This window comes from Thermoflavimicrobium daqui (genome assembly GCF_003313465.1).
Lineage (GTDB): Bacteria > Bacillota > Bacilli > Thermoactinomycetales > Thermoactinomycetaceae > Thermoflavimicrobium > Thermoflavimicrobium daqui.
Genome location: NZ_KZ845667.1, coordinates 116,962 through 136,942 on the forward strand (window position 1 = coordinate 116,962; position 19,981 = coordinate 136,942).

The following is a 19,981-nucleotide window of genomic DNA, read 5'->3' on the forward strand; positions in this document are numbered from 1 at the left end:
TGAACCCTTGAGAATGAAGGGGAACCTTAATGTATATTTAATTCGGAATACTCTCTAAAATTACCATTAAGTCTATATTATTCAAAACTAGTTTGCAAAACAAACATCCTACCATATATTTAACAAATTAAATACACAAAAATTGGAGTGTAAGATATTTTTGAACGAGAAGGTGGATATCCTTGGAATAAACCGAGTTTCTATATATTAGGCTCGGAAGGTGCTGGTTCTATTGTTGATCTTGGCGAAAAAGTAAGCAGTTTAAATATCGGCGATTTTAAAACAACATTATAAGTTATAAGATCCGAAGGTTCCAGTATTCTCGAAATACAATCTTTTAAAACCTTAATGGTGTAATCTTATACCAATGGTTCGTTGAAATAAAAAATGGATGGGTTGTATTTTAGTCAATAATCTAACTATTCAAAAAATTATATAAAATAGAACAACCCGAAAACTATTTGACAATGACAAGTAAGAAGAATAAACTTAAATACATAAAATTATTTATATATACCCATCTTTAACATAACATAAAAACAAACAAATGTCAACAGTTATTATTTTGCTTAATAGGAGGGGTACTTCATGTTTTTACCTCGTATATTGGAGTCTATAGATACTTCCATATCAGAAAAGTATCTAAACGAACTGCTTGAAATGAATCAAATAACAAAAGAACATGGTTTAGTTTTAACACCTGAAGAAGTAAAAAATATGATGATTGTCAGAAGTCAAGCACTTTGTAGTTATGGACGAGTAGAACTAGATATTGCAATGACTAAAGAATTAGTTGCTGTTTTTTGTACATCTTCTTATATCAATAATGATAATTTTGCAACAATATTGAATGAACTACATGAAATATTTTACTACTTAAAAAATGAAACTGAAGATCAGATTGGTGATTATAAATTAATCCATATGATGAAGGATTATTTTGATTATGATTGCGGAGGTTCTTTAGAACTTCTAAAAAGTAAAATTGAAGGGTTTATTGAAGATTTTAGAAAAGGCGTCGGATTAAAAGAGTCATTATTTGAAAGGGATGAATTTTAATGGAGCTGGCGAACCCAAGCAGCATTCAGACACTGGTTGTACAAGGAAAAATAAAAAAGTCCTATCTATCAAAATATCAATATACTATATCCCTTATCAATGAGGGACTACGTACAAGGATATTAGACATCCAAGAAGTTTATGATATACAAAGTCAATTGATACTGATTCTAAAAAACTTGATTAGACGGTATACCCAAGGAGAAAGTTCTTCGGTTTCCTTTGAAACTGCGGAAGGTATCCTAGCTTCTATGATGTATGCGCTGGACGCTTATCTGCTTCAATTAGACGATCCTGAGAAAGCGATCTTCTACTTAAAATCCTATCATATACAAGAAATATACGACAAAGGCATTGAAGTAGTTAGACAATGCTTTGAAGAAACCAAGGAACTATATCGAGAAATTAGAGTTCATCCATTAGATGTTGCAGTGGAGGCCTATAATATGACGATTGAGGAATCGTTGCCTATATTTCTAAAAAAATATAACATTTTATTTGACGCTCATAATACCATGGCAAGTATAGATTATCCTTTGGCGATTGATGACATGCGGATTCAAGGGGTATTTTATATCAAACAATATTTAGAACGGTTAAAAATGGAGATGGAGTTTTGCCGCTTATTTAAGATACAAGACCTTCAAGAGACATTAATTAACTTTGGCAGAATATGCGGATTTGATTATCGTATTGAATTATTTAATATATTCGAATTAGTGTTGAATAACGCGATCTTTTCAGTCTTATCTGGGGGAGATGCTAGTGATCTTAAGATATCAGTCAATCAATATAACCAATTAGCAAGCCTATTTACTCTTTTAGATGAATCTCAGATTCGTTTTGCTATTTATACAGCAAAGGATCGATTACAAGTCGATTTAAATATAAGCAATCCCAACATGATCAATTACATGACCCAATGCACAGATGAGCTTGTACAAAGGGTTATCCATGCTGCAAAATATAACAGTCTGAATTCAGTGATTATCACAAAGAAAGAAGATAAGCCAAAGTCAATGATGGTTTTATTCAAAGAAGCAGATGGTATGAGTGATTACCACTTTCGGATTTTGGTTGAAGCGATTACGGAGTGTCATCAAACAGAAGATAAAATCCAACTCATTAAGTCAAATATTCATTCAGTACAAGATTTTGTAGATATGTTGAATTCCAATTGTTTGTTTAGTGAGGAATATCGTGTACTTTTTGAGACACTTGGTGAAATAGAACTGGCTATTTTGGCAAAAATGGTGTTTTATGAAGAATTACGGAATGGTCCTATGGATTTTTCTTTGATTGTAACAGAGAAAGAGCCTGATATTGAATGGCAGCTCCATTATGTCGAATTGATAAAAGGATTAAGTAAAGATCGAATTGCTTCTATTGAAGAATATATTTATGATATAGACTATGAAGAAATTAAATTTTATTAAACGGAAGCTATTAAATAAAACTTAAGCCAAATTCATTTCCCATACTTAAGAATGGATTTGGCTTTATTGTTCTTTTTATGTTAACTACTAAAAGTCAGTAAAATCACTCGTTTCTTAATTAAGTGTTTTTATCATAATATAGTCTGAAAGCTCCTCATCTCCCATATAAAATGGATGGGTACCCCTTTCTTTAAAGCCCATTTTTTTATAAAATGCTATTGCTTCTAAATTTTTCTCCCAAACACCTAACCAAACCAATGTCTTACCTGTATTTTTCGCAATCTTGATGGCTTTATTTATAAGAATTTTGCCTAGACCCATACCTTGATATTCTTTTCTTATATATATTCTTTCAATTTCAAGCGAATTAGAATCAACTACATCCGTTTGTGCATCATTCACATTCATTTTTATGTATCCAGCTAATTGGTTATTCACATACAAAAAAAAGAAAGTAGAAGAAGGATTTAATAATTCCTTTTTTACTTGTTCCTTATTAAAAGCTTTTTTTAAATAAGCATTCATATTGGAAGGTGAAGTCAAATCCCTAAAAGTAGCTTCGAATGTCTGATAGGCTAACTCTTGTAGAGCAGATAAATCTTCAATGTTACATTTTCTAATATGAATATTCATAGATAAGCTCCCATTCTATTTATAGATCATCTGGCTGAATTGAAGACCTCGATATATACACTATTGGGTCAAATATTCATATAGATGATCTCCATTTATACGAAATCACTTTATGATCTCTAAGTTAATAAAATCTATTTGAGGTTGCTTTTAAAAAGCCACTCATCGCTTCCCCACTCAGTAACCTTAATCAGTCCATAGCGTTTCTAGTAGATTTGTTCTTGTAACTCTTGTCTCACTTCGTCTAGAAATGATCTAGGTTTGGATTAAATGATGCAACATGCTTTATGGATCAATTTATCTGTATTGTACAACATCTAAATAAGGAATTAAATATCACTCCAGTTTGATATGGATCTTTAGATTTGTAAATTAAAATAGATATACTATTCCTGTAATTATCTTAGCAAACATCGAAAGTTAATTAGAGATTATACAAAGTCTAATTGCAAAGTAGTTGTTTATAATTATTCACAATAATATAAATATAATATATAATGGAAATTGATGATTATACAATATTAAAAGTAGGATAAAAGGTGGGATTATATGAAAACTAGAGGCATTTCGATAGTGATTATATTTTTGATTATCATATCTAGCTTTTTAGATTGGGGAGCCATGAATCAGACAAGCTATGCAAGAGAGTCTTTGTCTAATACAAATGTTAGTACTTCTAGTATACTTGAAGATACGTTTATAAGTAGTCAAAATCCATCAACCAGTTATGCACAAAGTCAGTATTTAGTAACAGGGAATCATAGTAATTTTGGTACTACTCGAAGTTTCCTCAAATTTCAACTACCATCACTTCCTAAAAATGCTGTCATTACCTCTGCCAAACTCGATCTATATCAATATTACGACACTACAAACCTAGTAACCATTGACATTAGACCTGTAAACAGCACATGGAGCGCTTCAACTCTATCATGGAATAATAAACCAACAGTGGGGAATAGCATTTCAAATCAAGCAGTTCAAAAACCAGGCTGGTATAGTTTTTACATTACGGAGCTTGTAAAAAGTTGGTATAACGGTTCATCAAATCATGGGGTTGCTGTCCAGTTTCGAGATGAAACGCAAGCAACAAAGATATTTTATTCTAAGGATCATCTGAAATATGAAGAGTTAAAACCCAAATTAACCATTACATACTCTGTTCCAGATGAAACGAAAAAAGAGTATCGAGCGCTATGGGTGGATATGTTTCATGATGGTGCAAAGACTCCCTCTCAAGTAGATAAATTGATTAAAGATGCACAAATGAGTAATATTAATACTATTTTTATACAGGTTCGTCGTCGTGGTGATTCCTATTATTCTAATTCCATAGAACCCAGAACGGAGGACCCTAATTTACAAAGTGGATATGATCCACTTGCTGATATCATAAGTAAAGCACATGCAGCAAATCCCAAAATTCAAGTTCATGCTATGTTTTCAATGATACCTATTTGGAATAAATCGAGTGCCCCTAAAGATCCGAATCACATTTTTAATGCACATGGTTTTAATCAACCAAGTGCTAACAATTGGTTAAGTAAAAACTATTCAGGAAGTTATCTCAGTGGATCAGACTATGTCGTAGACCCTGGTCATCCAGATGCAGTAAATTATACTAGAGATGTTCTCTTGCATGTTGTTCGCAATTACGATGTAGATGGTATTCAAATGGATCTTATTCGTTATATGGGGGAAGATTGGGGATATAACGATAGAAGTGTACAACGTTATAACCAAGCCTTTGGCAAAACCGGGTTACCACAGCCTTCGGACCCCACTTGGAAACAATGGAGAAGGGATCAAGTAAGTAATATGGTTCGGAAAATTTATACATCTATACAAAAAGTAAAACCATCGATTACGGTTTCCACTGCAACTATTACTTGGGGAGATGGTCCAAAAACAAGAGATGATTGGAATCGATCTTCCGCTATGAATAGTGCCTTACAAGATTGGCAGAGTTGGTTAGAAGAGGGTTCAATCGATTTAGCCGTTCCCATGAATTATTTTAGAGAATATGACCCAAAGCAAAAAAGCTATTTTGAAAACTGGCTTGCATGGCAGAAAAATAATCAAGGGAAAAGAATGACACTTTCTGGTGTTGGTGTCTATTTAAATTCCATTCCAGATAGTCTATCTCAAATCAAAAAGGCTCAGACCCCATTAGCAACAGGAAAGCGACTGGGGGGCGTTAGTCTTTATAGCTATGCACAGACCAATAAAGATGGAGTGGCCAATAGTGAATTCTATCAGGCATTAAGTACACCAAATACAAATTATCCAGAGCCCGTATTCCCTACAAAGGTACCTACACCTGATTTGCCATGGAAAACATCGCCATCGAAGGGACATCTTTCAGGTACCACCGATGGTCGCGATCATCAACTTGTCATGATTACGGGACCAGAAGTTCGTCAAACATATACAGATGGAAGTGGAGATTTCCAAGTAGTTGATTTGTCTCCAGGAAATTATGTCATTAAAGTAAACAATAAATCCGCTCAAGTTACGATCGGTGCTGGAAAAGTTAGTTCCATTAGTTTGAAGTAGATAAAGACATCCCAGCAAGAAATCTGTATAAAAAAGCTGGATTTGTTGACCAAGGACTCAGATTTGAAGGTGAATATGGCGAAGAATTCATATTCCATTTAAGTTTGGATACTTGAACGAGTTAAATTTTGGTTGTAAAAGTTAGATCAAGGTGCTATAATGAATTTCAACATGAAAAGAACGGAGGGTTTCACTAATGGTATACATCAAATCTCGATGGAATGCTTTGTGCCGCTAATTGAATAGTGCTCAAAGGCTCTGCCTGTGTGCAGGGTAATCGGGATTGGTCTACCTATTTTAGGGAAACCCTATTTAGTCATATACTAAAAGAGGGAATGACAAATCTACCCTCTTTTTTGTATGTCTTAAATAATGAATTGCATATATGACATATGGACCACTACTTCTCAAACGAAAAATGGACTTGTTAGCTGATTCTTGGGTCTGTTTCTATTGATGCGATAGCCAAAGGATCAATCATTTATTGAGAAGCGGAGTTCGTTCATATTTATTATATGGAAGACCATAAATCCGTATATATAAAGAAGCTCTTGTTTTTGCTTTACCGTGAAAACAAATAACTTCTTTCGGTTTTTTATGATATCTTTCTCCGATTACTAACCACAGGCAGCCAGCCTGTGTTTTTTTATTTACGATTGCTAAGGAGGAAAACAAATGGAACGAAGTCAAAAAGCAATATTAGTGGGCGTTAATCTTAATAATCAACATGATTTTCAATATTCCATGGAGGAATTAGCTAATTTAGCTGCTGCATGTAATGTGGATACTGTTGGTGTCATGACACAAAAGCTACATCGTGTAAATACATCACATTATATTGGTACGGGTAAGATTCAAGAATTGTCAGCACTGATTGAACAGCATGAGGCGAATCTCGTTATTTTTAATGATGAGTTATCGCCTTCACAAATTCGAAACCTTGAGGCAGCTTTAGAGTGTAAGGTGATTGATCGAACCATCTTAATTTTGGACATTTTTGCTGAACGTGCTAAAACCAAAGAAGCGCAACTTCAAGTGGATGTGGCTCAATTACAGTACATGCTTCCGAGATTAATCGGTCTTCGTAAATCTTTAGGTAGACAAAGTGGGGGAGTTGGTATAAGAAACAGAGGTTCAGGTGAAAAAAAGCTAGAATTGGATCGTAGGAAGATTGAAGAAAGAATAACTGCCTTAAATAAAGAACTAGAAATTCTTGTATCCCGACGTCAAATCCAACGGAAACAGCGCAAAAAAAATGAAGTTCCCGTTGTCTGCTTAGTGGGTTATACCAATGCAGGTAAATCAACACTAATGAATGCAATGGTGGAGAAGTTTAATCAGTCGATAAATAAACGGGTTTTTGAAAAAGATATGTTGTTTGCAACCCTTGAAACATCAGTCAGAAACATTAAATTGCCTGACAATAAATCGTTCTTGCTAACAGATACAGTAGGCTTTATAAACAAATTACCTCACCATCTGATTAAAGCATTTCGTTCAACCTTGGAAGAAGTTGCAGAAGCGGATTTACTCATTCATGTAGTTGACTACTCAATTCCTGAATATCACCAACACATTTCGGTTACAAATGAAACCTTAAAAGAATTAGGTGCTGATCATATTCCTACTATATATGCTTACAATAAAGCTGATTTGGTAGATGGAGAATTTCCCAAGATACAAAGCGATAGTGTATACCTTTCTGCCAAACAAAAAATGGGAATGGATGAGCTGATCCACCTAATTCGCAATCATATTTTCCAAGATTTTACCCAATGTGAAATGTTAATCCCATTTGATCAAGGACAGTTGGTTACCTATTTCAATGAAAATGCCCATATTTTATCCACGGATTATGAAGATCGAGGCACAAAGTTAACATTGGAATGTAAAATTGCTGACTTTGAAAAATATCAACAATATGTCATTCAATCATAATGAAAAGGACGTGCATCAATGACTTTATCCAATGAACAAATAATAGAGAAAGCCAAGCGACATGGCCTTATCGTAAAAGCTGTGGCACCGCTGGCAGAAGAGGTGATAAAAACAAATGGAGATTCGTGCTTTGCGTAGTGATGAGAAACCACCGTTAGATTTACTCTTACTTGCTGATCCTTCTTTAGAAGTGATTCATAGCTATATGAATCGAGGATATTGTTACGTTATGGAAAGCGACGGACAAATCATCGGAGTATATGTGTTAATTGATACCCGACCTCAAACTGTAGAACTTGTTAACGTTGCTGTATTAGAGCAAGAACAAGGAAAAGGGATTGGAAAAAAGCTAGTTCTTCATGCGATTGAAACAGCACGATTCATGGGATACAAAACGATAGAGATTGGAACTGGTAATTCGAGTATCGCTCAACTAGCTCTATATCAAAAATGTGGTTTTCGTATCGTTGGTGTTGATAGGGATTTTTTCATTATTCATTACCCGCATGCGATTTACGAAAATGGAATTAGGTGTCAAGATATGATCCGGCTGTCACAGAATCTTTCTGACTAAGGGCAAAAAGTGATCAATCATTTTACTTCCTATACCTACCTGACGACTTTTTCTATGTGTAGCAATATGTTTCATTTCAAATACATTTGTAGTGATCTCTTTAACTCCCATTACACCAACCACTTTATTTACCTCTACCCAAACGGTGGTAGAGGTTTTTCTTCATATATAACAACTATTTGTAGAGAAAGTGACTAACATTTAAGTTCCTCCGATGCCATATGCAAATTCCCAAAATTCACTATTTAACATATTATAATAGAGATACGATTCGAAAGGATGGAGATCATATTGAAATTATCAAAAGAACATCTTTGGAAACAGGTAGAGGAAATTTATCTTTGGCTGGTTGAGATGCGAAGAAATTTTCATGCTGAGCCAGAGTTTGGCATGGAAGAGTTCTTAACGAGACAAAAAATTATTTCTAAGTTGGAAGAGATGGATATTCCTTACGAATGCGTGGCAAACACAGGTGTGGTAGGGATCATTCGTGGTGCCAAAGAGGGGAAAACAGTGGCTCTTCGTGCTGATATGGATGCTTTACCCATCCATGAAGAGAATGATCTTTCCTATCAGTCCAAATTTCCTGGTAAAATGCACGCTTGTGGACATGATGCCCATATGACCATCTTGTTAGGAGCAGCTAAGCTCTTACAAGAATATAGACATTTTTTCTCCGGTAATGTCAAGCTCTTTTTTCAACCGGCAGAAGAAACAGTTGGGGGGGCAAAACCGATGATAGAAGAAGGTGTTTTAGAAAATCCAAAAGTAGATGCCATCTTTGGAGTCCATGTAGCCCCTCATATTCCTGTAGGGCAAATTGCTGTGAAATACGGACAAATGTATGCTTCTTCAGATACGATCCATATCCAAATCGTTGGAGAAAATGGCCATGGTGCCTATCCACATACAGGAAAAGATGCGATTGTGATTGCAGCACAGGTGATTCAATCTTTACAAACCATCGTTAGTCGTAATGTGGACCCCAGGCAATCTGCTGTTCTGTCGATCGGTGTTATCCAAGGAGGGACACAAGCAAATATTATTGCGAATAAAGTAGAATTAACAGGAACTGTACGTACTCTGAATCAACAGATTCGAAAAACAGTGCTTCAACGTATTGAAGAAATGGTATCTTTGGTAGCACGTAGCATGGGAGGGGAATCTAATCTCCGAGTCGTGGAAGGATACTGCTCTTTACATAATGATAAGGATATGGTTGACTTGGTAAAACAAACAGGTCAATTTCTACTTGGAGAGCATCAAGTGCAAGTGGAAGAGTTGCCTAGTTTAGGAGTCGAAGATTTTGCTTTCTTTCTAAAAGATGTCCCTGGTGCTTTTTATCGCATAGGTTGCAGAAATGAAGAGATGGGATGTGTCTATGACTTACATCATCCACGATTTAATCTGGATGAAAAATGTCTTAAAATTGGCACAGCGATGCAGGTAGCTAATGCTCTTCGATTTTTAGGTGTGTCGATTCAATAGTTATAGATATTTCATTTATTTTGTGTACGGAAACGATTCGTGCTTTTTTGGGATATTAAGTTGATTGGAGTGAGGTAGTTTGTCTGACCCCGTCATTGTTGTTCCGTATGACCCTCAGTGGATTAAATTATTTCATGAAACTGCACATCAGCTTCGAACGATTTTAGGAGATAGAGCAGTAAGGATTGATCATATTGGCTCGACATCGATACCCGGTTTAGATGCTAAGCCAATCATTGACATTCAAATCTCCGTGCCTTCTTTAGATCATCCTCATGAATTGATAGATCCTCTTGAAAAAGAGGGCTTTAGATTCCGCCAGCATAATCCAGATCGTTCCAAATGTTTTTTTAGAGAGCCATTAGGAAACAGAAGAACTCATATTCATGTTAGGCAAGAAGGCAGTTGGTCTCAACAGCTAACATTATTGTTCCGAGACTATTTGCGCAACCATCCTAAAGATTGCAAAGCATACGCAGAATTAAAATATCAGCTAGCCAAACTTTATATGTATGATCGTCCAAAATATACAGAATCCAAGGCACCATTTATTTGGACTATATTGCAAAAAGCTGACTTATGGAGCCGTGAAATTGGATGGAAACCAAAGGATACGGATGCTTAGTCTATTAACCCGTATTCTACGGATATGGGTTATATTCTATTTATTACGACTAGAGAAAAGCAAGCATAAAGTAGAAGAGACAATCCCATTGATAATGCCAAACCAATGTGAGAAGAAATTAAAAACGAATGGAAGTGGTACTCCTCAGATTGAATTAGTTGGTGCTAGTAGTATAATGACTTGTATTAACTAAGGATTTAATAGTTGAAAGGAAGATACCCATGCATTTGTTATTATTAGGGGCAACAGGGCGAGTTGGTAACCTAGTATTACGAAAAGCTTTACAAGATGGACATCAAGTAACTGTTTTGGTTCGCAACCCAGATCGTTTAAATATCAATGATTCAAATCTTACGGTATATCAAGGGAATGTCAGAAACAAAAACGACCTAAAAGCCGTAATGAAGGGAAAAGATGTCGTGTTAAGTGCACTTAGTACAGATGGAACGACAACATTATCTGATAGTATCCCTTTCATTATCGAAGCGATGGAGGAAGAAAAAGTAAAACGGATTATTACAATAGGGACAGCTGGCATTTTGCAAAGTCGGAGCGAACCCAATCTACTCCGTTATCAATCAAGTGAATCGAAGCGAAAATTAACACGGGCAGCTGGGGAACATCATCAAGTTTTTATTAAGTTAGCTCAGTCGAATCTAGACTGGACGATCATATGTCCTACCTATCTACCCGATGGAGAAGAGATGGGTCATTATCGAGTTGAGCGAAACTTTCTACCTGAAGGAGGAGCAAGTATATCCGTCTCAGATACGGCCTCATTTATGTATCAACAAATAACCAGCGATCAATATGTTGGCGTAAGAGTAGGGATTGCATACTGATGGTTAGAAGTTTTTACTATGGGTAAAGAGCTAGTACAGGTATGTGTATACTCTTTAAATAAAAAGGATAGAGAGGGTAACTGTCTATATGACCCAGCTAAGAGAAAATAAACCATTTGAACAATTGGTTCAACGGATTAACCCACAATACAAGTTACGCCGTGCATGGAAGTTAAATGGAGGGGTCTCAGCGCAAGTAACAGCACTAGAGGTTGAATATCCGAATGGTCAAATGAAGAAGTTGATTGTACGTCAGCATGGTACTGTAGATCTTAAACAAAATCCGTACGTGGCAGCAGATGAGTTCAAACTCTTGCAAATACTGCAGCATGAGGGTCTTCCTATACCAACTCCTTATTATCTTGACCAATCGAAAGACATTTTCTCTACACCATACATCGTGATTGAATTTATTGAAGGTCGGACAGAGCTTACACCTTCTAATTTGACTTATTTTATCTCCCAGCTAGCGTCAAATTTAGCTCAAATTCATCATTTAGATAGCTCAAGTCTTGATTTATCCTTTCTACCAAAACAAGAAAAAATATACGCCAAAAAACTAAGCGAACGTCCTAGTATTCTTGATGAATCGTTAAATGAAGGGCTCATCCGAGATGCATTGGAATCGGTTTGGCCACCACCTCAACTAAATCAATCTGTACTGCTTCACGGAGATTTTTGGCCTGGCAATATCTTATGGAAAGATGGTCAAATTGTCGGGATCATCGACTGGGAGGACGCAGCATTCGGAGATCCATTAGCCGATGTTGCTAATAGTAGACTGGAAATCTTATGGGCATTTGGTGTTGATGCTATGAATGACTTTACATATAAGTATAAATCGATAATGAAAACAATAGACTTTACCAATCTCCCTTACTGGGACCTATGTGCTGCTTTACGTCCGGCTTCTAAAATTTCTGAATGGGGATTGGACGAAAAAACGGAAAGAACCATGCGAGAAAAACATAAATTTTTCGTAAATCAGGCATTTGAAAAGTTATCTAGTTAGGCTATTATGATATTTCAAAGCTACTTGCCTTCATGGAAGTGGCTTTTTACTTATGATAAAAACGTAAAACAAAACTTAACATCTAAGGAAATCTACATGGAGAGTTCTCATGAATATACTTAGATGAGAACCATTTATTAATATAGATACGGGGTGTATATATTGAAGATCATAAAGCCGAGAGGATTGAAACTAGGAGATACGGTAGGAATAATAGCACCCGCAAGTCCAACACCACATGAAGCAATCAACCAGTCTATTGCCATTTTTCAGCGATTTGGTTATGAAGTCAGGCTTGGCAAAACTGTAGGGCAAGAATTTGGTTACTTATCAGGAAGTGATTGGTGTCGTGTACAAGATATTCACGATATGTTTTCTGATCCTGAAATTACAGCCATTTTTTGTTTGAGAGGTGGATATGGAACTCCACGAATTCTCGATTTAATCGATTATGACTTAATCCGGGAAAATCCCAAAATTTTTGTTGGGTATAGTGATATTACGGGATTACTTACAGCTATTCATCAATGTACGGGTCTTGTCACATTTCACGGACCGATGATTGCAGAGCTAGCAAATAAGAAAGATCCACCATCATGGTCAACACTTTTTCGACATCTTACCAATCCCATTACAGTAGAACCTTATTTTTCTGATACAAAAGATGCTTATACGATCGTTCCAGGTATAGCTGAAGGAGAAATAGTAGGAGGAAATCTTTCACTTTTGGTTTCTACATTAGGTACGCCTTATGAAATCGATACAGAGGATAAGATCTTATTTATCGAAGATGTGGGAGAAGAGACTTATTCGGTAGATCGGATGCTCACTCAATTAAGACTGGCGGGAAAATTAGAATCAGCCAACGGGATTGTAGTAACTAATATGAGTGAAATGATTAAAAATACCAATAAGCCTAACTTTACTATCAAGCAAGTTTTAACAGATATTTTACACCCCCTCGGCATTCCTTGCTTTTATGGTCTCCAGATAGGACATTGTCAGCCTAATCTTACCGTACCCATAGGAGTTCAAGTTCAACTGGATGCGACCAAAAGGATACTAGCATTTTTAGAGAGGGGGATTATATAAATTTCCTCCTGTCCAGTAGCTTCCCTCTCAACCATACCTCACAATTAAATAACCTGAATATCAGATCTCACAGTCTAGGTATAGCTTAGGATTAATTTCCTGCTATGCTTAGGTTGTTTATACATAAAAGGATTTTAAAAGGAGAAGATTTCATGGGATTACAGTGTTTGAGTTACTCAGAAGATGGATAACCAGATATAAAGCCCAATTAAAGTGATCAAAAAGGTAGGAACCGTTTAATTCCCATTCTAAAATAAGCTCCTTGACTTACTTAAACCGTCTTCATCTTATGAAAATAGATAGTATCCTTTATCAAACTATATTGACCACTAGGTCAATGAGGTTTATAATATGACAAAAGAACAGGAAAAATCTAAATTCATTATTTGCCATTACAGAACATACGTTTATGCATCCAACCTCATACTTGATAAAAAAGGGAAGTGAAAGGTTATGAAATATGTTGTTCATTTTAGTGAGATCGATAGGCAAAGTTTACCCATAGTAGGTGGAAAGGGAGCTAACCTAGGAGAGATGACTCGCGCAGGATTTCCTGTTCCTAGTGGTTTTTGTGTTACAACTTCAGCTTACCGTCATTTCATCGAATCAAGTAATGAGATGGATAAATGGCTAGACTTACTTCATCAGTTAAAATCGGAGCAACTTGATGAAATCCGTAAGTTAGGACAAAGAATACGGGATCATCTGCTTACACTTAGGCTTTCCGAACAAATTCAATCAGCTATTATCAATGAATGGACTCAGTTAGGACAATCACATGCCTATGCTGTTCGTTCAAGTGCAACAGCTGAGGATTTACCAACAGCTTCATTTGCTGGTCAACAAGAAACATATCTAAATGTAAAAGGAGCCGATCAGCTGATTGCAGCAGTTAAAAAATGCTGGGCTTCTTTATTTACAGATCGAGCGATTGTTTATCGAATCAAAAATGGATTTGATCATCGTTCGGTATTCTTATCCGTAGTAGTTCAAAAGATGGTATTTCCTGATGTATCTGGAATTATGTTCACAGCAGACCCCATAAACGGAAATAGACGTATTGTTTCGATTGATGCTGGATTTGGATTAGGCGAGGCACTTGTATCTGGAATGGTGACAGCAGATTTATATCAAGTACGCGATAATCAGATCATTCTAAAGCAAATTGCCAAGAAAGAAAAAGGAGTATTTGCACTTCCTCAAGGAGGAACAGAAGTCAAAGAGCTACCACCAGAAATCCAAAGTAAACAAACATTATCTGATCAGAAGATCATAGAGCTTGCTGCACTCGGTCGCAAAATCGAAAAACATTATGGTTCGGAGCAGGATATTGAATGGTGTATAGCAGAAGATCAGATTTATATTGTACAAAGTCGCCCTATCACTTCATTATATCCAGTTCCAAAGGCAATCGATAATAATTATCGGATATATCTTTCTTTTGGTCATAAACAAATGATGACAGATTATATTAAGCCTCTTGGGATATCAATACTAAGAACTCTTTTTCCATATGATAAGGATTCGATACGAGATGAAAGTCGAAGCTTTGTGGAAGCAGGAGGCAGACTGTTCGTAGATTGTTCGGATTTGATGTATCCCCCATTTGTACAGCGTAAATTAAAAGAGATATTTGAAATGGAGGATCAATCTCGTAAGATTAGTAAATTATCTGAGACTGAAGATGATCTACTGGCTCTTAAAAAAGCCGTATTACGAGATGAATTCAAACAACGTGCTCCTAAGCGTGGAATTAATAGAAAAATTATTCGTTTAATTAAACCACTATTTGGGTTCGTGAGTAAAATATGTCTAAAAATATTAAAGATTATCTTCTGGGAGGATCCATTTCAAGCTATACAGCGAACCAATGCTTCTTATGAGAAAAATATATGCGAATGTAAACAAGCTGTTATTCAGAGCTCTGGAGTAGAAAGAATCAAATCAATACAAGAGTTTGCAGGAGGTAAATTGTTTTTCTCATTATTTGATTCCTTATCTTATTCTATGGCTGGATTTATCGCATTATCTATGATTGAGAACAACGTAAAAAAATGGTTAGGTGAAGAATTAAGCGGATCGATACACAAGTCCCCACCAGGTAATGTAACCAGTGAAATGGGACTTATGATTGGTGACCTAGCCGATATTTTAAGAGATTACCCTCGTGTAGTAGAATATTTGCAACATGCTAAGGATAATACATTTTATGAAGGATTAAAGGGTATTGAAGGTGGAAATGTATTTAAAGCGGAATTAGATCGATTTATGGAAAAATACGGAATGCGAGCTCAGGGAGAGATTGATATAACGAGGACGAGGTGGAAGGAAGCGCCGACTATGCTTATTCCATCCATTCTTAGTCATATGAGAAGCAATGCTCCGAAAGAGCATCGGGAAAAATTTGAACAAGGACAACAAGAAGCAAATAAAGAGATTCAATCCTTATTAGAGCGAGTTAAAGCAACACATTATGGCTCAAAGAAAGCCAAAAAATTATCCCGACTTTTTACTATCTACCGGAATACAATAGGAATTCGTGAATTCCCTAAATATATTATCATTCAATATTTTGGTATTTTCAGAGAAGGAATTTTAGAAGAAGCCAAGATTCTTTATGGAAAAGGAGTGATTGATCATCCAGAAGATGTTTTTTATTTAACATTAGATGAGCTCGTTGCCTTATTGGAAAATCGCTTAAAAAAAGTTAGAAGTTTGATTAATTCCCGGAAGAAGTTAGAAACGCAGTATCAAAAACTTAACCCCCCACGTGTAATTACAAGTGATGGAGAAATATTCTCAGCTGACAGAAAGAATGAACAAGCTCCTCCAGGTTCTTTAATCGGTATTCCTGTATCAGCTGGTGTTGTAGAAGGATATGTCAAAGTAGTACGTCGTTTAGAAGATGGACTATTAACTAAAGGTGATATTTTAGTTGCGCCATATACTGATCCTGGTTGGACCCCTTTATTTCATTCAGCTAAAGCGCTTGTAACAGAAATTGGTGGAATGATGACGCATGGTTCTGTCGTAGCAAGGGAATATGGAATTCCTGCCGTTGTTGGTGTTGAGAATGCGACGAAATTATTAAAAGATGGACAATATATCCGTGTTGATGGAAGCAAAGGCTATGTACAGATCTTGGATTTAGAGCAGGAATGATTAGTTTTATTTTCTAAAAGGATATAGGTGAATTTGTAAGTTTTGATAGAATACTTACTAAAAAATAGATGAAGGGGATAGAAACTTATATCCCTTCTCATCTATTTTAACGTTACAAAAATATAAGCGAAACAAGATTTGTTTTGGGATTTATGAAAAAAATGCGAACTATTATTTGATATAAAAAGATCCTCTAAACTCATCTGTGAAAACCGGACAATTAGCTTAGAGGATATACTTAAAAATCACAGACTAGTATTTCTTAGTGTTAGCATAGGTATCAGGGATATTTAAAATTTCTACTTCATTCTCAATTTCATAGCGCAGTTTCTCTATACGATGTTTTTGAGCTTTTGTTAATTTTTCCATATCTAAGGATTGATAACAAATCACATATTGAATCACATGATTTAAGCGGAGAAAGTCTGGTAGATATTTAAACCATATCGGATCAAGTTGGTTCTCTCTACAGTAACCTATAAGGAATGGGTCCAAGAAACAGCGTGGGAACTCTTTTACCCAAGGCTTAAGCGGGTGCATATTGACAAAGTAGAGAATCGTAGCAATATCATTGATATACCAATTATAAGTCACATCGTCAAAGTCAAACACAGTGATAATCCCATTTTCTACAAAAAAGTTTTTATGATGAAAATCACCATGAATTAATCCATATGAATTACGATCTTTTGGTAATGAAGCAATACGATCCATCAACTTTTCTACCTGTTCAAACACCTTGGTCTGGGAGTTTGGGACATATTTTGCAATATCAAGCTGGTCTTCTTCATTCCATTCCTGGCGCTTGAATGCGGAGTTAGGTAATTTATACTCTTTGGATATAGCGTGGATTTTACCTAATGTTTGTCCCCAAGTTTCGAATAAGTGATGATTCCATTCAGCTTCTGTCGGAAGTTTTCCTTTGGCTTTCTCATAAACGATTACAAGAAAATAGGAGTCAGTTTGACCAGTTGGGATGATCTCGACCCAATTACCGTAACTGGAAGGAAGTGCCCTCGCTACGTTAGCACCTCGATCAATTAAGAAGTTCAGAAAATCTAATTCGCCCATAATATAGTCTTTCGTTCTACGTAAGCTATGAGTAATCTTCATTATGCAAGGTTTTTGTTGGTAGACAAATTCATAGACATGACTTTCGAAGCCACCTAAGCTTATCAAATCCTTAGGTTGAACTCCATAACATTGAGCAGCCATTTGTAAAATGTTCTCATTAAACTGCTTTTGTATTTCTAATATCATGATATCCTCCAAGTAGGAAATAACTATTCATTTTTTTCTAAAAAATTTAAGACGTGTTTAATTGCAATATGTTGATCACCTGCTAATTGGGATACAGTATGAAGCTCTTCCCAATAATAATTGAATTTAAGATCACTGTCTTTTCCAGATGATTTAACGGTATATAACCATTCATCTTCTTTTGTGCTAGTTGTAACAATAAAAAAATGTCTCTCTTGAAATTCTTTTTTTATATCATGATAATATATTTCGGATAAGATTTCTGTTAATACGGTTACATCTTCTAAACCTGTTTCTTCCTTGATTTCACGTAATAAAGCAGCAGATAAATCATAATCATAATCCTCGACTGTTCCACCAGGTATTTGGATACCTGCATCAGGAATATCCTGGTGTTCGAATACTAATAATTCCCATTTTCGAATGTTTTTTCTCACTATATAACCTAAAACCTTTTTTGAAAAATGGTTATCTATATTCTATTCCTCCTAAATGTGAATGTATCATATATCCATTAAGATTAATCCATTTTATCATACCAGCTTTTTAAATTGCTATTCCATACAAAACGGAGATCATGTAATAAAACATCAAAATCAAGGACGATATTATAAAATGATATCAAAGGGTCTATTTCTTTAATAAAAAATAGTAAGAACTCTTTGATATAATTATTGATAGAGGTTGCCTTCTTAATCAGCCCCTCATTGTTTTTGAACTCACTCTCGTTGTAGTTTGGCGCAAAAGCCGTTCGCTTCAAAAACGATTTGCTCTCGTTCTAAAAATGATCTAAGTTTTGGCTCGGGTTATGCAACATGTTGTAATAAATATAAAACTTATATAACAACAAACAAAAGGAGAAACGTATGGAAAGCATTCTTTCGATGAGTGCAACAATTTTAGCTCAAAAAATCGCCTCGCAAGAAGTTACCTCGTTACAGGCAACGGAAACCTATATTGCACATATTCAGCGCTTTAATCCTAAATTAAACTTAATGGTAGAAGAACGTTTTCATAGTGCAAGAGAAGAAGCAAAAGAGAAAGATCAGATGATCCAAAACGGTCGAGCAAAGGGGAAGTTATTTGGTGTTCCCGTTAGTGTAAAAGAATCATTTTTTGTTAAAGGAATGAAGACGACAAGCGGATTACCTTCTCGGAAAAACTGTATTGATTCAGAAGATGCTCAGGTGATTAAGTATTTAAAAGAAGAGGGAGCCATAATTTTAGGCAAGACAAATACACCTACTTTCTGTTTTTGCCAAGAGACAGATAATACAGTTTATGGTCGAAGTAACAATCCTTGGGATATAACGAGAACGGTAGGAGGTTCTAGCGGTGGGGAGGCAGCATTAATCGCTGTTGGTGGAGCAGCTGTGGGGATAGGTCAGGATATTGGCGGTTCCATTCGTTTTCCGGCGCATTTTAATGGGGTCATTGGTTTTAAGTCTGGAGATAAACAAGTTTCAGATCACGGGTGCTATCCTCCCTTTACTCATCCGTTTCAAATAAGAATGCTTGGTATTGGTGCATTCGCCAAAAGTGTAGCGGATGCTCAGCTCATCCATGAAATTATCAGTGAACTACCGATGAATGCACAAGACTTATCTCGATTTACCTATATTATTCCAAAGCCTCATTCAGCTTTACCCATTCAACATAAAACAGCTGAAACGATTGAAAATATTTTTCAATTTTTTTCCAAACAGGGAACTGTTATTAGAGAACAACCTCCATTCTTACTAGAGTCTGCGCTCTGGTGGCAGCTAATTATGTCCGTAGATGGCGCACAAGGCTTAATCGACATTGCTGCTAATAGCAAAATAAGCGTGATTATTAAGGAATTTTTACGAGCTCAATTGGGAATGAACCATACACTCCATCCATTTCTCACTTGGGCTATTTTAGGAGCACGAATGTTCCAGCCAAGTCCTAAGCAGTGGAAGGAACTAGAGAAAGAATTAGCCCAAGCGAGTGCAGAAGTAGATGTATTTCTTAGGAAGCGTATTTTAATATTACCTGTATACCATAGCCCAGCTGGGCACCACGGAAAAGTATATCAGGAAATTTTCTCTATCCGTAAAACATTTCGTAGATATATGCCATATATTTCTTATGCTAACACTTTTGGTCTTCCTTCGCTGTCTATACCCGTTAGCGAAGATCCCAATGGGATGCCGATTGGTGTTCAACTTATTACATCCGCTGGTCAAGAGCACGCTTTATTTATAGCAGGAGAACAGCTTGAAAAGAGTTTCCGGGGATATCAACGATGTACGTATTATGACCATGAATAATTTGTAGCTA

16 protein-coding genes and 1 pseudogene are annotated in these 19,981 nt (G+C 35.9%); 13 read left to right on the top strand and 4 right to left on the bottom strand.

All coding sequences use genetic code 11. The annotated features are described in order from the left end of the window. The first annotated feature begins 588 nt into the window (after window positions 1-588). Both DL897_RS10455 and DL897_RS10460 read left to right on the top strand, forming a co-directional pair. Window positions 589-1,059, top strand: coding sequence for a DUF6323 family protein (locus DL897_RS10455; protein ID WP_113659098.1), 471 nt, complete (start codon window positions 589-591; stop codon window positions 1,057-1,059). Next, the gene (locus DL897_RS10460; protein WP_113659099.1) at window positions 1,059-2,495 is read left to right on the top strand and encodes a DUF6179 domain-containing protein; all 1,437 of its coding nucleotides are present in this window, start codon (window positions 1,059-1,061) and stop codon (window positions 2,493-2,495) included. The genes DL897_RS10455 and DL897_RS10460 overlap by 1 nt, the downstream gene beginning before the upstream one ends. 114 nt (window positions 2,496-2,609) lie before the next feature. On the opposite strand, the gene paiA is transcribed toward DL897_RS10460, so the two are convergent. Then, window positions 2,610-3,128 (bottom strand): spermidine/spermine N(1)-acetyltransferase, encoded by a 519-nt coding sequence (gene paiA, locus DL897_RS10465; protein ID WP_113659100.1) that lies wholly within the window; start codon window positions 3,126-3,128, stop codon window positions 2,610-2,612. A 549-nt stretch (window positions 3,129-3,677) separates the two neighbouring features. On the opposite strand from paiA, the gene DL897_RS10470 reads away from it, so the two are divergent. From DL897_RS10470 to DL897_RS10485, 3 genes are all read left to right on the top strand, one after another. After that, window positions 3,678-5,684, top strand: coding sequence for a family 10 glycosylhydrolase (locus tag DL897_RS10470; protein WP_113659101.1), 2,007 nt, complete (start codon window positions 3,678-3,680; stop codon window positions 5,682-5,684). 675 nt (window positions 5,685-6,359) lie between these two features. After that, a complete protein-coding gene (gene hflX / locus DL897_RS10480; RefSeq protein ID WP_113659102.1) occupies window positions 6,360-7,622 on the top strand; it encodes a GTPase HflX in 1,263 nt (420 codons plus the stop codon). A 115-nt stretch (window positions 7,623-7,737) separates the two neighbouring features. Further along, window positions 7,738-8,196 (top strand): GNAT family N-acetyltransferase, encoded by a 459-nt coding sequence (locus DL897_RS10485; RefSeq protein ID WP_113659103.1) that lies wholly within the window; start codon window positions 7,738-7,740, stop codon window positions 8,194-8,196. Here DL897_RS10485 and DL897_RS19055 read toward each other — a convergent pair. Further along, window positions 8,176-8,331, bottom strand: a pseudogene (locus DL897_RS19055) (hypothetical protein); the annotation flags it as partial. The gene DL897_RS10485 and the pseudogene DL897_RS19055 sit on opposite strands and share 21 nt — an antisense overlap. 156 nt (window positions 8,332-8,487) lie before the next feature. On the opposite strand from DL897_RS19055, the gene DL897_RS10490 reads away from it, so the two are divergent. From DL897_RS10490 to DL897_RS10520, 7 genes are all read left to right on the top strand, one after another. Continuing rightward, window positions 8,488-9,684 (top strand): M20 metallopeptidase family protein, encoded by a 1,197-nt coding sequence (locus tag DL897_RS10490; protein ID WP_240627372.1) that lies wholly within the window; start codon window positions 8,488-8,490, stop codon window positions 9,682-9,684. Window positions 9,685-9,763: 79 nt separating this feature from the next. Continuing rightward, window positions 9,764-10,309 carry a GrpB family protein gene (locus DL897_RS10495; protein WP_113659105.1) on the top strand — a complete coding sequence of 182 codons (546 nt, stop codon included), beginning with the start codon at window positions 9,764-9,766 and terminating at the stop codon, window positions 10,307-10,309. Next, window positions 10,278-10,502 (top strand): hypothetical protein, encoded by a 225-nt coding sequence (locus DL897_RS10500; RefSeq protein WP_145962219.1) that lies wholly within the window; start codon window positions 10,278-10,280, stop codon window positions 10,500-10,502. The genes DL897_RS10495 and DL897_RS10500 overlap by 32 nt, the downstream gene beginning before the upstream one ends. Before the next feature lie 28 nt (window positions 10,503-10,530). Then, a complete protein-coding gene (locus DL897_RS10505; protein WP_113659107.1) occupies window positions 10,531-11,151 on the top strand; it encodes an NAD(P)-dependent oxidoreductase in 621 nt (206 codons plus the stop codon). Between the two features lie 88 nt (window positions 11,152-11,239). Then, complete coding sequence (locus tag DL897_RS10510) at window positions 11,240-12,163, top strand: phosphotransferase family protein (protein WP_113659108.1); 924 nt, start codon at window positions 11,240-11,242, stop codon at window positions 12,161-12,163. A 162-nt stretch (window positions 12,164-12,325) separates the two neighbouring features. Beyond that, the gene (locus tag DL897_RS10515; protein WP_240627374.1) at window positions 12,326-13,255 is read left to right on the top strand and encodes a S66 peptidase family protein; all 930 of its coding nucleotides are present in this window, start codon (window positions 12,326-12,328) and stop codon (window positions 13,253-13,255) included. A 453-nt stretch (window positions 13,256-13,708) separates the two neighbouring features. Next, the gene (locus tag DL897_RS10520; RefSeq protein ID WP_113659109.1) at window positions 13,709-16,417 is read left to right on the top strand and encodes a phosphoenolpyruvate synthase; all 2,709 of its coding nucleotides are present in this window, start codon (window positions 13,709-13,711) and stop codon (window positions 16,415-16,417) included. A 252-nt stretch (window positions 16,418-16,669) separates the two neighbouring features. Here DL897_RS10520 and DL897_RS10525 read toward each other — a convergent pair whose 3' ends face one another. Next, on the bottom strand, window positions 16,670-17,677 hold the full coding sequence (locus tag DL897_RS10525; protein ID WP_113659110.1) for a phosphotransferase enzyme family protein: 1,008 nt from the start codon (window positions 17,675-17,677) through the stop codon (window positions 16,670-16,672). 23 nt (window positions 17,678-17,700) lie between these two features. Continuing rightward, window positions 17,701-18,114, bottom strand: a complete 414-nt coding sequence (locus DL897_RS10530) for an NUDIX domain-containing protein (protein ID WP_168188759.1) — start codon at window positions 18,112-18,114, stop codon at window positions 17,701-17,703. 429 nt (window positions 18,115-18,543) lie between these two features. Between DL897_RS10530 and DL897_RS10540 the strand changes: the two genes are divergently transcribed. Further along, complete coding sequence (locus DL897_RS10540; protein ID WP_113659113.1) at window positions 18,544-19,971, top strand: amidase; 1,428 nt, start codon at window positions 18,544-18,546, stop codon at window positions 19,969-19,971. The last annotated feature ends 10 nt before the right edge of the window (window positions 19,972-19,981 follow it).

What these genes read in the sequence shown, in the direction of transcription:
- DL897_RS10455 (WP_113659098.1), top strand. Translation starts at nt 589, where the DNA reads ATGTTTTTACCTCGTATATTGGAGTCTATAGATACTTCCATATCAGAA.
- DL897_RS10460 (WP_113659099.1), top strand. Translation starts at nt 1,059, where the DNA reads ATGGAGCTGGCGAACCCAAGCAGCATTCAGACACTGGTTGTACAAGGA.
- paiA (WP_113659100.1), bottom strand. Translation starts at nt 3,128, where the DNA reads ATGAATATTCATATTAGAAAATGTAACATTGAAGATTTATCTGCTCTA.
- DL897_RS10470 (WP_113659101.1), top strand. Translation starts at nt 3,678, where the DNA reads ATGAAAACTAGAGGCATTTCGATAGTGATTATATTTTTGATTATCATA.
- hflX (WP_113659102.1), top strand. Translation starts at nt 6,360, where the DNA reads ATGGAACGAAGTCAAAAAGCAATATTAGTGGGCGTTAATCTTAATAAT.
- DL897_RS10485 (WP_113659103.1), top strand. Translation starts at nt 7,738, where the DNA reads ATGGAGATTCGTGCTTTGCGTAGTGATGAGAAACCACCGTTAGATTTA.
- DL897_RS10505 (WP_113659107.1), top strand. Translation starts at nt 10,531, where the DNA reads ATGCATTTGTTATTATTAGGGGCAACAGGGCGAGTTGGTAACCTAGTA.
- DL897_RS10510 (WP_113659108.1), top strand. Translation starts at nt 11,240, where the DNA reads ATGACCCAGCTAAGAGAAAATAAACCATTTGAACAATTGGTTCAACGG.
- DL897_RS10520 (WP_113659109.1), top strand. Translation starts at nt 13,709, where the DNA reads ATGAAATATGTTGTTCATTTTAGTGAGATCGATAGGCAAAGTTTACCC.
- DL897_RS10525 (WP_113659110.1), bottom strand. Translation starts at nt 17,677, where the DNA reads ATGATATTAGAAATACAAAAGCAGTTTAATGAGAACATTTTACAAATG.
- DL897_RS10540 (WP_113659113.1), top strand. Translation starts at nt 18,544, where the DNA reads ATGGAAAGCATTCTTTCGATGAGTGCAACAATTTTAGCTCAAAAAATC.